11 protein-coding genes are annotated in these 14,190 nt (G+C 38.5%); 7 read left to right on the top strand and 4 right to left on the bottom strand.

What is annotated here, in order from left to right:
- Positions 1–28: 28 nt before the first annotated feature.
- Both gyrB and cybC read left to right on the top strand, forming a co-directional pair.
- The gene (gene gyrB, locus ACLCEG_RS18755; RefSeq protein ID WP_004698165.1) at positions 29–2,497 is read left to right on the top strand and encodes a DNA topoisomerase (ATP-hydrolyzing) subunit B; all 2,469 of its coding nucleotides are present in this window, start codon (positions 29–31) and stop codon (positions 2,495–2,497) included.
- 37 nt (positions 2,498–2,534) lie between these two features.
- Complete coding sequence (cybC, locus tag ACLCEG_RS18750) at positions 2,535–2,927, top strand: cytochrome b562 (protein ID WP_004698167.1); 393 nt, start codon at positions 2,535–2,537, stop codon at positions 2,925–2,927.
- A gap of 82 nt (positions 2,928–3,009) precedes the next feature.
- Here cybC and ACLCEG_RS18745 read toward each other — a convergent pair whose 3' ends face one another.
- Together ACLCEG_RS18745 and abc-f are read right to left on the bottom strand one after the other, a co-directional pair.
- Positions 3,010–3,567, bottom strand: a complete 558-nt coding sequence (locus ACLCEG_RS18745; protein ID WP_002051888.1) for a VTT domain-containing protein — start codon at positions 3,565–3,567, stop codon at positions 3,010–3,012.
- Positions 3,568–3,833: 266 nt separating this feature from the next.
- Complete coding sequence (gene abc-f, locus ACLCEG_RS18740) at positions 3,834–5,765, bottom strand: ribosomal protection-like ABC-F family protein (protein WP_039250100.1); 1,932 nt, start codon at positions 5,763–5,765, stop codon at positions 3,834–3,836.
- A gap of 253 nt (positions 5,766–6,018) precedes the next feature.
- On the opposite strand from abc-f, the gene ACLCEG_RS18735 reads away from it, so the two are divergent.
- The 4 genes from ACLCEG_RS18735 (at position 6,019) to erpA (ending at position 10,105) form a co-directional block, all read left to right on the top strand.
- On the top strand, positions 6,019–7,023 hold the full coding sequence (locus ACLCEG_RS18735) for a putative solute-binding protein (RefSeq protein WP_410568764.1): 1,005 nt from the start codon (positions 6,019–6,021) through the stop codon (positions 7,021–7,023).
- 255 nt (positions 7,024–7,278) lie between these two features.
- A complete protein-coding gene (locus tag ACLCEG_RS18730; protein WP_004698179.1) occupies positions 7,279–8,286 on the top strand; it encodes a putative solute-binding protein in 1,008 nt (335 codons plus the stop codon).
- 354 nt (positions 8,287–8,640) lie between these two features.
- Positions 8,641–9,645: a putative solute-binding protein gene (locus ACLCEG_RS18725; protein ID WP_086496723.1), complete on the top strand. Its 1,005-nt coding sequence runs from the start codon at positions 8,641–8,643 to the stop codon at positions 9,643–9,645.
- Between the two features lie 124 nt (positions 9,646–9,769).
- The gene (gene erpA / locus ACLCEG_RS18720; protein ID WP_002115421.1) at positions 9,770–10,105 is read left to right on the top strand and encodes an iron-sulfur cluster insertion protein ErpA; all 336 of its coding nucleotides are present in this window, start codon (positions 9,770–9,772) and stop codon (positions 10,103–10,105) included.
- A gap of 59 nt (positions 10,106–10,164) precedes the next feature.
- On the opposite strand, the gene ACLCEG_RS18715 is transcribed toward erpA, so the two are convergent.
- Together ACLCEG_RS18715 and ACLCEG_RS18710 are read right to left on the bottom strand one after the other, a co-directional pair.
- Positions 10,165–11,007, bottom strand: a complete 843-nt coding sequence (locus tag ACLCEG_RS18715; RefSeq protein WP_410568761.1) for an alpha/beta fold hydrolase — start codon at positions 11,005–11,007, stop codon at positions 10,165–10,167.
- 126 nt (positions 11,008–11,133) lie between these two features.
- The gene (locus ACLCEG_RS18710) at positions 11,134–12,261 is read right to left on the bottom strand and encodes an anhydro-N-acetylmuramic acid kinase (RefSeq protein ID WP_001274583.1); all 1,128 of its coding nucleotides are present in this window, start codon (positions 12,259–12,261) and stop codon (positions 11,134–11,136) included.
- A 61-nt stretch (positions 12,262–12,322) separates the two neighbouring features.
- Here ACLCEG_RS18710 and tyrS point away from each other — a divergent pair, with 61 nt between their 5' ends.
- Positions 12,323–13,555, top strand: a complete 1,233-nt coding sequence (tyrS, locus tag ACLCEG_RS18705) for a tyrosine--tRNA ligase (protein WP_200029424.1) — start codon at positions 12,323–12,325, stop codon at positions 13,553–13,555.
- Positions 13,556–14,190 lie beyond the last annotated feature (635 nt).

Genomic DNA, 14,190 nt, shown 5'->3' with positions numbered 1-14,190 from the left:
ATAAACCTATATTTGCTAGGGAGAAACCATGAGTTCAGAGTCTCAATCAGCCTCTCAAACAGAACAAACCAATGAAAAGGCTTATGATTCCTCTAGTATTAAAGTATTACGTGGATTAGATGCAGTTCGTAAACGTCCGGGCATGTATATTGGGGATACAGACGACGGTACCGGTTTACACCATATGGTATTCGAGGTTGTCGATAACGCAATCGATGAAGCCTTAGCTGGCCACTGTGATGAAATCATTGTTACGATTCACGAAGATGAATCTGTGAGTGTTTCAGACAATGGTCGTGGTATTCCAACTGATATTCACCCTGAAGAAGGTGTATCTGCAGCCGAAGTAATTCTTACTATTTTGCACGCAGGTGGTAAGTTCGATGACAACAGCTATAAAGTTTCAGGCGGTTTACACGGGGTAGGTGTATCAGTAGTTAACGCACTTTCAAGTAAATTGCATTTAATTATTAATCGTGCTGGCCAAGTTCATGAGCAAGAATATCAACACGGCGATCCACAATATCCTTTACGTGTGATTGGTGAAACGGATAGTAGTGGTACAACTGTACGTTTCTGGCCAAGTGAACTAACTTTTAGTCAAACCATTTTTAACGTTGAAATTTTAGCGCGCCGTTTACGTGAGCTTTCTTTCCTAAATGCGGGCGTGCGCATTGTTTTACGTGATGAGCGTATTAATCTTGAGCATGTATATGACTACGAAGGTGGTTTATCTGAGTTTGTAAAATACATTAACGAAGGTAAAACTCATCTCAATGAGATCTTCCATTTCACCGCAGATACCGAAAGTGGTATTGGTGTAGAAGTTGCATTGCAGTGGAATGAAAGTTATCAAGAAAACGTTCGTTGTTTCACAAACAACATTCCGCAAAAAGATGGTGGTACGCACTTAGCAGGTTTCCGTGCTGCTTTAACGCGTGGCTTAAACCAGTATCTTGAAAATGAAAACATTCTCAAGAAAGAGAAAGTCAATGTGACTGGTGATGATGCGCGTGAAGGTTTAACGGCGATTATTTCAGTTAAAGTTCCTGATCCAAAATTCTCGTCTCAAACGAAAGAAAAATTGGTATCAAGTGAAGTAAAACCGGCGGTTGAGCAAGCAATGAACAAAGAGTTCTCTGCTTACTTATTAGAAAACCCACAAGCTGCAAAATCGATTGCTGGAAAGATTATTGACGCTGCACGTGCACGTGATGCTGCGCGTAAGGCACGTGAAATGACACGCCGTAAGAGTGCGTTAGATATCGCTGGTTTACCAGGTAAATTAGCTGACTGTCAGGAAAAAGACCCAGCACTTTCTGAATTATATCTTGTCGAGGGTGACTCTGCGGGTGGTAGTGCCAAGCAAGGTCGTAACCGTAAAATGCAGGCTATTTTACCTTTGAAAGGTAAGATCTTGAACGTTGAACGTGCTCGCTTTGATAAAATGATTTCGAGTCAGGAAGTAGGTACATTAATTACAGCACTTGGCTGTGGTATTGGCCGTGAAGAATATAACCCTGACAAGCTTCGTTATCATAAAATTATCATCATGACCGATGCCGACGTCGATGGTTCTCACATCCGTACATTGTTATTAACGTTCTTCTTCCGTCAAATGCCAGAGTTGGTTGAACGTGGTCATATCTATATTGCACAGCCACCTTTGTATAAGTTGAAAAAAGGTAAGCAAGAGCAATACATCAAAGATAACGATGCATTAGAAACATACTTAATTTCAAATGCGATTGATGAGCTTGCTTTACATATTAGTGCTGAAGCGCCTGCGATTACAGGCGAAGCATTGGCAAAAGTGATTCAGGACTATCAAGTTTCACAAAAGAGCCTACAGCGTTTAACATTGCGTTATCCAGCGAGCTTGCTTGATGCATTACTTGAAATGGAAGCGTTTAAAGCTGACCAGAATCATGATCAAGCTTATGTACAACAATGGGCTGATCAAGTACGTGAAGCTATTCAACGACTACAGCCAAGTTTGCGTCCAGAAATTACACTGGAAACCTTTGAGCGTGAAAATGCTCAGGGTGAGAAAACTGCGCATTATTGGCCACGTGTGACAGTGTATGTTCATAACTTACCACATGCTTACTTACTTGATGCTGGCTTACTAAATTCAGCAGAATATGCTCGTTTATTGAAGAACTCGAAGAGTTGGTTCAAATTGATTGAAGACGGTGCATATTTACAGAAAGGTGATCGTCGTATTCAAGTGGCTAACTTCCATCAAGTATGGCAGCACATTTTGCAAGACTCACGTCGTGGAATGATGATTCAACGCTATAAAGGTCTGGGCGAGATGAATGCTGAACAGCTTTGGGAAACCACAATGGACCCTGAAAACCGTAATATGTTACAGGTGACTATTGATGATGCAATCGAAGCAGATCGTATGTTCTCATGTTTAATGGGTGATGACGTTGAACCACGTCGTGCTTTCATTGAAGAAAATGCATTAAATGCAGATATTGATGCTTAATTGATAGCTAGATTCTAAATCAGTCTAGGGAGAGAAGATGATGAGTCAAAAAATTTTAGCAAGTATGCTGATTTCATGTGCGGCTTTAGTGAGTCATTCTGCATTTGCAGCTGACTTGGAAGCCGACATGAAAACTTTAGCAAAGAGCACAAAAGCCTTTGCTGAAGCGAAAGATCTCAATAACGCAAAACAACAGCTTGTGATTATGCGTCAGGCAGCATTATCTTCAAAAAAATCTTTACCTCATAAGTTGGAGGGTTTACCGCCTGAAAATGTACAGGTAAAGCAATATCAAGCAGGTTTAGATCAGTTAGTTGCTGAGATTGATCGTGTTACAGTTTTGGTAAATAAGGGTCAATTAGACCAAGCAAAAACGGAAGCAATCAATTTAGTTAATATCCGTAATGAAAATCATAAGAAATTTAGATAACTTCATTTTTATCTAAATAAAATAAAGGGAATGATTCAATCATTCCCTTTATTCATTTGAAGGTACTAAATTTAAAAAAAGATTAATTTTCTACTAAGTCTGTAACCTGAATGAGCGCGTGGCCAAATAAATATCCTGCTGTTAAGAGAATACAAATCCACAAAATAGCTCCAGCGACATTATAGATTAAAAATTTTCCATAACTCATATTGCTAGAGCCCGCAGCTAATGGTGCGAAAGAACGTGCAAAAGGAATAAAACGTGCCAGAAGAATAGTTTTGCCACCGTGTTGTAAGAAATAACGGTTGGTTTTATTTAAATACTCTTTCTTGATAAAACGTGATTTTGCTTCAAAAATTCTATTACCAAAATGACGACCGATAGAATAGTTCACAATATAGCCAAGCGTTGCAGCTACAGTCAGCAAAGTAATCATGTAACCTAGATGCATCATTTCAATCACTGAACACAAAGCACCAACGGTTAGAAGTAAACTGTCCCCAGGTAAAAAGAACATAAATACAAAAGCTGTTTCAGAAAAAATAATCAAAAAGAGGATGGCATAGACCCATGCGCCATACTCCTGAATTAAAATAGGTAAAAAATGTTCAAAATTAGTAATAAAATCAATAAAATTCATTCAGTTTGTCTGATCCCGAATTAAATACCTACTAAACAAGGGTAAAAACGAAGTTACAGAATTTAGTTAAATTATCTGTGTATGGCAACCCTTAAGATGTAGCTTAAGTTTTATATGTTATCAAATTTGAATCTATCTCAAAAATTTAACAGCTGAATGAAATATTATTCAAAGTCATTCACATTTTTATATAGTAATGCAAATAAAGCTCTTATTTGAACTAAAAGCCTGTACTGCTATTTAAAAATACCAGTACAGGCAAGAACTTAGTTCTCGAAAGAGGCTTCCATTTCCTCAAGTTCCATCATGAGTTCTAAAAGTTGCTCTTCATATTGCTCAAGTTTAGCTTTGAGTTCAGTTTGTTCATTCATCAGCTTAAGCAAATCATCTTTACGTGCAGCTTCATATAATGAGCTATCCGCTAAAGCTTCTTCAATCTTAGCAAGCTGTGGCTGTAGCTTTTCAATTTGAGATTCAACTTTTTCAATATTTTTACGAATAGGTCGAGTTTGTTCACGACGACGCGCGGCTTCTTTACGCTGTGCTTCTTTATCGATTTTAGCTGGGGCAGAAGTGGTAGAGGACGAGTTATTTTGTGCTACGGCAGTTTGAGCATTAATTTGTTGCTGACGGGCTTCACGTAGCCATTTAGCATAATCCTGTAAATCACCTTCAAACTCGGTACATTTACCGCCGTGTACTAAAAGAAGCTCATCACACACACTGGCAATAAGTTGACGTTCATGGGAAACCAGTACGACAGCACCTTCAAAATCTTGTAAAGCCATGCTCAGCGCATGTCGCATATCAAGATCTAAATGGTTCGTTGGTTCATCGAGAATTAAAACATTTGGACGCTGCCATACAATGAGTGCTAGAGCCAAACGAGCGCGTTCTCCACCAGAAAAGCTTTCACATGGTGTATCCATGCGTTCACCACTGAAGCCGAAACTACCTAAGAAAGAGCGTAGGGTAGCTTCACTAATTTGTTTATCTGCTATACGGGCAAGCTGTAACATTGGGCTAGCGTGACCATCTAAAGCATCCATCTGGTGCTGCGCAAAGTAACCAATGTTAAGCAGCTCGGAAGCTTTGCGTTCACCTGCTAAAAGTGGTAAATCACCCACCAAGCTCTTAATTAATGTTGATTTACCTGCGCCATTCATACCGAGTAAACCAATACGCGAGTTTGGTGTAATTTGAAGTCTAATTTTTTCAGCGATTTGTTTGTCGCCATATCCTATGCTGGCATTGTCTAAGGTCAGCAACGGTGAACTCATTTTTGTCGGTTCACGGAAACTAAAAGTAAACGGCGTATCGACATGAGCGGGTGCGAGTTGTTGCATACGCTCAAGTTGTTTAATACGACTTTGTGCCTGACGAGCTTTAGTGGCTTTTGCTTTGAAACGGTCAATAAATTTTTGTAGGTGAGCACGTGTTTCTTGCTGCTTCTCAAAAGCTTGTTGTTGTTGTGCTAAACGTTCACTTCGAGTTGTTTCAAATGTTGAATAGTTACCCGTATAAAGCGTGAGTTCCTGATTCTCAATATGGAGAATATGATCTGTAATCGCATCTAAAAAGTCGCGGTCATGCGAAATGAGGATGAGGGTACCTTCATAGGCTTTAAGCCAGTCTTCTAACCACAAAATTGCATCTAAGTCTAAGTGGTTGGTTGGTTCGTCTAGTAATAATAAATCGGAACGGCTCATAAGGGTACGTGCCAAGTTTAAGCGCATACGCCATCCACCAGAGAAGCTCTCAACGTTTAAACGCAATTGATTTTCTAGGAAACCTAAGCCCGCCATGAGCTGTGCAGCTTTAGATGGTGCTGAATAACCATGAATTTCATCAAAACGACCATGTAATTTAGCTAACTCAAAGTCACTTAGTTGATCTGGATGAGCAAGCTTATTTTGAATATCCCAAAACTCTTCATCACCTGAAAGAACAAAATCAATTGCTGGCATATCCAAAGCTTTTACTTCTTGTGCCATATGCGCAACAGTCCAGCCTGTAGGACGGGTAAGTGAACCTTCATCTGCGCTTAAACTTCCAAGTAAGGCTGCAAATAAAGTTGATTTACCTGCTCCATTGACCCCAGTCAGACCAATCTTCCAACCTGGGTGTAATTGCATAGACGCTTTTTGAAATAGAACACGTCCACCGCGGCGTAAAGAAACTTGGTCAAATTGAATCATCTTGTTTTATCGAGGTGAGTTAGGGATGCTGTATTTTAAAGAGAACTGACCGTGAAGACAAAGTTTTAGCAGTTTTAGTTTATAAATGCTGGGATTGCATAGCTTAACCTAATCTCTATTTAAGCTATTCGTCTGAAAATATCTAAATTTTTAACGAGATAGACCACTTTTTAAAAAATATGGCTAAAATAAAAACAATTTAAAACTTGGTTGATAAATGAACTTCTAATAAAACTAGACTAAGGAAAGTCAAATGAAAAAAGGATTGGGGATAATTGGTACAGTATTTTGCTGTGCTATGGGAACAGCACATGCTGGGCAAAATGTATGTGTATTCGATTTATTGGGAAAATCAGGTGAATCCTACAAAATGATGGAAGAGTGGGCGCTTGCAGCCAAAAGTTGGCAAGCTGACATTACTTTAATTCCATTTCAAGATGAAGCTTTGGTAGATCGTAGACTGCGAGAGGGAAAATGTGACGCAGCTTATATGACCTCTATGCGAGCAAGAAATTATAATAAATTTGCAGGTTCGATTGATGCGATTGGTGGTGTGACCAGTAATGCAATTGCTCAAAAGGCGATTAGTTACGTTTTAGATCAGCGTAATAGACATCGCATGGTAACTACACAAAATGGAACAAACTACGAGGTTGTGGGTATTGTACAGATTGGTTTGGCTTACTTGTTTGTAAGAGATAAAAACCTGAACTCAATTGAAAAAGTACGTGGTACTAAATTTGCTATTTTACAATATGACGCAGCTCAAAAAATTATGGTGGAAAGTGTAGGTGCACATCCTATTCCGTCAGAAATTACCGATTTTGTGAAAAAGTTTAATAGTGGCCAAGTCGATGCGATTGCTGCACCTGCTTATGCGTATAAACCCTTAGAAATAGGCAAGGGTATTGGAACAAATGGAGCGATGTTTACTTTTCCAGTAGTCAACGTTACAGGGGACTTAATTGCAAGAAGTGATAGATTCCCAGCCAATTTTGGAATGAAGTCTCGTGATTGGTTTATTAAGCAGTTGCCGCAGAATTTTGCAATGGTGAAACAGTTAGAAGCTGGAGTACCACCTAAAATTAAATTAAATTTTTCAGCTGAAGATAAATTGAAATACCAAAAGATATTACGGGAAGGTCGCCTTGGTCTAACAAAGCAAGGTGTATACGATGCGACAATGATGAGTGTGTTGAAGCGTGCCCGATGTACCATTGAACGTACAAATTTTGAATGTACGCTCAATGGAGAGTAGATTGTTTTTTAATCACAAAATCGCTACACATATTTCAAAGCTGAATATGGGTATGAAAATTGTGAATATAAAAAGTAACTTACGGAAAATTAGAGATTTTTACTTCTCATAAATAATTTAAATAGAACAAACAATGATCCAATCAGATAAAAATATTTGAGTAAAAGCTCTATTTTTTTCTAAAAAACATGATTAATATCTGTGTTTGAAAGGAAACTTCAAACAAAAAATCTGTTCCGTGGAAGGATGAAGAAAATGAAAAAAATCGTACTTGCTATGGCTGCCGCTTCTGTTGTTGGTTTTTCTGCTTCAGCGCAAGCAGCGAGTACCGTGTGTGTATTCGACCTCTTAGGAAAAGCAGGCGACTCATATAAAATGATGGAAGAATGGGCTCTAGCTGCAAAAGGCTGGGGTACTGAAATTAACTTGGTTCCTCGTCAGGACGAGGCTGTTGCAGATAATGATTTCAAAGCTGGTAAATGTGATGCTGTAGCAATGACTGCTATGCGTGCACGCCAATATAACAAATTCGCAGGATCAATCGACTCGCTTGGTGGTGTTCCTAATAACCAAATCGCGCAACGTGCTATTACCTATGTATTAGATGCACGTAATGCTGCAAAAATGACAACTAACCTTGGTGGTAAAAAATACGAAGTCGCTGGTATCTCTCCATTAGGTTCAGCATTCATTTTCGTACGTGACAAAAACATCAACTCTGTTGAAAAAGCTGCGGGTAAAAAATTCGCCGTATTAGGCTATGACGATGCACAAAAAATTATGGTGCAACGTGTAGGTGCTCAGGCAGTTCTTTCTGATATTTCAAACTTTGCTGCTAAATTTAACAATGGTCAGGTAGATATGGTAGGTGCACCTGCTTATGCATACAAACCATTAGAATTGAACAAAGGTTTGGGTGCAAACGGTGTAATGTGGAACTTCCCAGTATTACATGTAACTGCTGACCTTGTATTACGTGCAGATAAATTCCCTGCTGGTTTTGGTCAAAAGTCTCGTGACTGGTTTGTAAAACAATTACCTAAAAACTTTGCGATGATTAACCGTTTAGAAGCGCAAATTCCAGGTAAATACAAAATGAACCTAAGTGCTGAAGACAAACTCAAGTACCAAAAAATGTTACGTGATGGTCGTATGGATTTAACTAAACGTGGTATTTACGATGCAGGTATGATGTCTGTATTGAAAAAAGCACGCTGTTCTGTAGACAAAGCTAACTTTGAATGTTCAATGGCTGGTGAATAATTCATATTGATCTTAAAAGCCTAGACTTAGTTCTAGGCTTTTTTGCTTTATATAGGCTGTCAATTCAGCCATTGTGGATAGTTAGAAAGACGTTAAGCTAAATTTAGATAAAAACTTCATAAGGAAACATGAAGGTATAAAAATGGATCAAGGACTTGAGTGATTAAAAATAATTGCTAATAGGTAGCTCAGTCACTATCTATTTTTCATGGAAGTAAAATCATAAAAGCAAATTCGGTCTATAAAAATATTCCAACATGATTTTTATATGAAGCCTATCCGACTCATACCTGATCGGTATGAAATTTCTTGGTATCGAAAAACAAAAACTCCACAAGGAAAGGAACAACGAATATGCAATTTTCCAAAACGCTATTACTTGCTATGGGACTTACCACAGTTTCTTTTGCAGTTCAGGCTAAACAAACGATATGTGTTTTTGACTTCGTTGGAAAAAATGGCGACGTTTATGCACTCATGAAAGATTATCAACTTGCCGCTAAAAACTGGGGAGCTGATATCGAACTAAAAGTAAACCAGAATGAAGCAGTGATTGCTGAAGATTTTAAAGCGGGTAAATGTGACGGCATTAGCGTATCAGGTATGCGCGGGCGTCAATTCAACTCATTTACTGGTTCATTAGATGCTATTGGTGCAATTCCTGACCTCAAGCTTGCTGTTAAAGTCATGCAAGGTTTAGCGAGTCCTACTTTTAGTAAATATATGGTTAATGGCCGCTATGAGGTTGTTGGTGTTATTCCCGTAGGAGATGCTTACCTTTTAGTAAACGACCGCAGCATTAATACAGTAGCGAAAGCTGCAGGTAAAAAAATTGCTGTACTAGATTACGATGAAGCGCAAAAGATTATGGTTCAGCAGGTAGGAGCACAGGCTGTAAGTGCTGATGTGACTAACTTTGGCGCTAAGTTTAATAACCATCAGGTCGATATTATTGGTGCACCAGCAGCAGCGTTTAAACCTTTAGAGCTACAAAAAGGCTTAGGCACGAAAGGAGCAATCGTTAACTATCCAATCTTACAGGTAACTGGAAATATTATTATCCGTCCAGATAAATTCCCAGCTGGATTTGGTCAGAAGTCTAGAGAATGGGTGGCAGGCCAGTTACCACGTGCCTTTACCATCTTAGGAAAAATGAAAGCGGATATTCCACAAAAATACTGGATGGATGTTCCTGCTGCCGATAAACCGGGCTATCAAAAGCTTATGCGTGAATCACGAATTAATCTTACAAAGCGTGGTGTTTATGATAAACGAATGATGAAACTATTATGGCAATTCCGTTGTAAACAAGATGCAAAAAACTTCGAATGCGGCTTACAAGATGAGAATTACAAATAATCTTGATAAAAATACTCAAGATTCGCTTTAAACTTCGAAGACAGACCCTATATTGATTATGCTATACTCAGTATAGGGTCTTTTTTATTTTGAAAGGCACAGCAAAATCCGAGGAACCATCATCATGAATGCCCAAGCTCTAGTTTTGACAGATAATGCTGCCAATAAGGTACGCCAACTCCGTGATAGTGAAGGGAATGACGATCTCATGTTACGTGTATATGTAACAGGTGGTGGATGTTCAGGGTTTTCGTATGGCTTCAATTTTGCTGAAAGCGTAAATGAAGATGACGCAGAATTCGTAAATGGCGATGTAAAAATGCTGGTTGACTCACTTAGCTACCAATACCTTATTGGTTCAGTAGTTGACTATGTAGAAGGTCTTGAAGGTTCGCGTTTTATCGTACAAAACCCGAATGCAACAACAACATGTGGTTGTGGTTCTTCATTCTCGATTTAAAAGAATTTTAAAATTTAAAAAACCTCTCTATTTTGAGAGGTTTTTTATTGCCTATATCCTTACTCTTCACGGATAGATTCTAAAAAATATTGCACGAGTTCTGGTGCATTTTGATATGGAATCCAATGCGATGCATCCATAAAAACTGCGTCATAACTATTTTTAAAATAATGTGAGTTTAGCTCGGCACTTTTTTCTGTAACGGCAATATCATGCTTACCCCAAATAAACAACGTTGGAACATCTATAGCTTTAAGTGAATTCCGAGCTTTATCCCAGAAAAATCCTCGATACCAATTTAACGCCGTTGTTAATCTATTTTCTTTTATAAATTCAGTTTCGAATATTTCAATTTGTTGTTCAGTCATGCCTGATGACTTAAGAAAGTTACGGCCTAATTTAGGCATCTTTTTAAATAAAAGTTCGGGCAGAATCGGGAGCTGAAAAATTGCAAAATAATAAGATTTAAAAAGTTGTCTGCTGCTTAAACAAGCTTTTAAAAATGCAGCTTGATGGGGGACAGAAACTAAAGTGAGGTGTTGAATATACTGTGGATATTTGATGGCTACACTAGACGCAATTACAGAACCCCAATCATGCCCAATTAAATAAACTGGCTGACCAAGCTGCTTAATCAAACTTGCAGCATCTTCGACTAGCTCACTTAAAGCATATTCAAAGCGGCTTTGTGGTCTAGCATTTAAACTATACCCACGTTGATGAATCGCAAGCGTTCTAAACCCACGCTGATGCAATAGTTCAGAGGTTTGCTCCCAACTATGGGCTGTCTCAGGAAAACCATGCAATAAAACAACGAGTGGACCATCTATAGGGCCTGAATCAATCACATCGAATGTCCAAGCCCCACGAGTATATTGATGAATACGGTCGGTTAAATCCATAACAACATGCCTTACTTATTTTTGTTGGCATTTATCATGAGTTTTTATGTACATTTAAATAACAGCATTTCGGGTCAGTAAATGTGCTATGAGGTCGAATCTAGACAAAAGAACTGATAAAAAATCTTATACCGCCGTGATTGTTCCTAAAATTCTAAAATCAGATGCACCAGTTACCGCTGGTAAATTACCACTTAAACCATTTACAAAACGCATAGCTAACCATGCAAATGCGGTAGCCTCGACCCAAGTAGGGGAAAGTCCTAAAACATCTGTGGTTTGAACTGACCAATTGTGCTTACGTAAACGCCAGCGTAATTGTTCTAACAAATAAGAGTTATAAGCTCCACCACCACATACATATACTTCACCTGTTTCCATATCAGAGCGATAAATCGCTTTTTGAATAGCACGTACTGTAAGCTTTAATAAGGTGGCTTGAATATTTTCAGGTGTATCTTCTAACTCATCGTAAGTTAAATCATTGCGCCAATCGATTAACTGATCATCTAACCAGTCAATATTGAAGTCTTCACGTCCTGTGCTCTTAGGCGGTTCTTTAGAAAAATATTCATGAGCATGAAGACGGTCGAGTAATGAACGAATAGGGTGACCATAAGCGGCCCAATCGCCATTTTCATCATATGGATGACCAGTATGGCGATGACACCATGCATCCATCAAAATATTCGCAGGTCCCGTATCAAAACCAAATACGCCGTCAGGATTATTGGCAGGCAACATACTTACATTGGCAATGCCACCTAAATTCAAAATCACACGATGAATGCTTGGATGTTGAAATAATGCCTGATGAAAAGCTGGAACTAATGGAGCACCTTGTCCGCCTGCAGCCATATCTCTACGACGGAAATCAGAAACAACCGGAATCTGAGTAATTTCAGTAATGATGTTTGGATCGCCAATTTGTAACGTAAAGCCATGCTCTGGACGATGACGAATAGTTTGCCCATGTGAACCAATCGCTTTAATTTGGCTACGGTCTAATTGATGCTTTTCAATTAAGCTATTAATCCCATGACCAATCATTTTGGCTAGGGCAACATCGGCTTTACCCATACGGTCAATTTCATTGTCATCGGGTAAAGTTAATGCCATAAGCTCATCACGTAACTCGGGTTCGAATGGAACTGTAAGAGTGGCATGAAGCTGTAGTGGCTCAAATGAAGCCGCAACAATATCTACACCATCCATACTAGTGCCAGTCATTACGCCGATATAGATTGCGCTCATATGCAACTTCCCCTGCAAGACGCTGAAAAAATGTTAGTATATCGCACAAATTGAATAACTGATGTGTTTAGGTTTTGTGATGTCAAATTTCTTGCCCGCCGAAGAACAGCTTGCCCTCATCCAACGAGGCACGCACGAAATTATTTCAGAAGAAGATTTACTGAAAAAGCTTAAAGAGAATCGTCCTCTTAAAATTAAAGCTGGTTTTGACCCTACAGCACCAGATTTACATTTAGGACATACGGTTCTTATTAACAAACTAAAAACGTTCCAAGACTTGGGCCATGAAGTTACCTTCTTAATTGGTGACTATACAGCGATGATCGGTGACCCAACTGGTAAAAGCGCGACGCGTCCGCCGTTGTCACGTGAACAAGTAGAAGCTAACGCTAAAACTTATCAAGAACAAGTTTTTAAAATATTAGATCCAAATAAAACAAAAGTACGTTTTAACTCAGAATGGTTTAATCAAAAGTCTGCTGCTGACCTTATTCAATTAGCAAGCCAGCAAACTGTATCTCGTATGTTAGAACGTGATGACTTTACTAAGCGTTATAGCAACCATCAGCCGATTGCAATTCATGAGTTTTTATATCCTCTAGTTCAAGGTTATGACTCAATTGCACTTGAAGCTGACGTTGAGTTAGGCGGAACAGACCAGACCTTTAACTTACTTATGGGTCGTACCTTACAAAGCCGTTATGGACAAGAATCACAAGTATGTATCACTGTGCCGATTCTAGAAGGTCTAGATGGCGTAAATAAAATGTCTAAATCTTTAGGTAACTATATTGGTGTATTTGATACACCAGGGGCAATGTACCAAAAAGTTTTATCAATGCCAGACTCTTTAATCGAACGCTATTTCGATTTATTAAGTTTTAAATCTCTCGATGAGATCAAAGCTTTATTAGATGAAATTACTGCTGGTCGTAACCCACAAGAAGTAAAACGTATTCTCGCGCTTGAGCTAGTTGAACGCTTCCATGATGCAGAAGCAGCTGCTAATGCTCATAAAAGTGCTGGTAACCGTATTACAGAAGGTGAAGTACCTGAAGATACACCTGAAGTGACTATTTCGCGTGGTGAGTTTGGTGGAGAAATCTTTATTGCCACGATTCTACGTGTAGCTGGATTAAATCCGAATGCTGCAGCTGCAAAAGATGCAGTAGCTCGTGGTGCAGTAAAAGTTGACTGGAATGCTGTTGATGCTGGTTTCTCTGTAAAAGAAAACGGTACTTTCATTATTCAGTCAGGTAAAAAAGCAATTGCACGTGTAACGTTCACTGACTAAGAATGTTCTGTAGTGATAAAAAGCAGGAGTAATCCTGCTTTTTTTATTTCTGGATTATAAAATCAATTAAACGTTCCACGTGGAACCGACTAAACATAATTAATGATAAAAGAAGTAATTTAAAAATAAGAAGAAATATAGGTTGAAATAGAGCATTTGCTCTATTCTTTCTTTGGAATCTAAAATGCTATATATGCTTATAAGCTCTATAAAAAGACATCAAAAAACTAAGGTAAACTGTATTTTTCCAAAATAGAAATTAATAAAAGTGGCAGAAATGCCTAAAAAAAAGCCACATATATCACTTTTTTTGCAAAATGGTAGAAAAAAACAGCACTCAAGTGAAAAAGGGATAAATACCCCTTGCAAAGGGATCTTAATGGTCTATAATGCACATCCATCGGCGGTGATGCAGATAGAAACTTGTTGAAAAACAGTTACTTGTGATTAGATTGGTTGCTTTAAGTGATGAATTTGATGATAAGGTAGTTTAGAAAATAAGTTTTAAAAAATATCGAAATTACCTGTTGACTTTTAAGAGATTAAGAGTAATATAGCCGACCTAGCTTGCTGGTGACGAACCAGGAAGAAGATCATTAAGAGAATTGAAGAACAACTTGTGTGGATTTTTACTG

The organism is Acinetobacter sp. H1(2024), assembly GCF_046557555.1.
GTDB lineage: Bacteria > Pseudomonadota > Gammaproteobacteria > Pseudomonadales > Moraxellaceae > Acinetobacter > Acinetobacter seifertii.
This window is presented reverse-complemented; position numbering and strand designations above follow the sequence as displayed.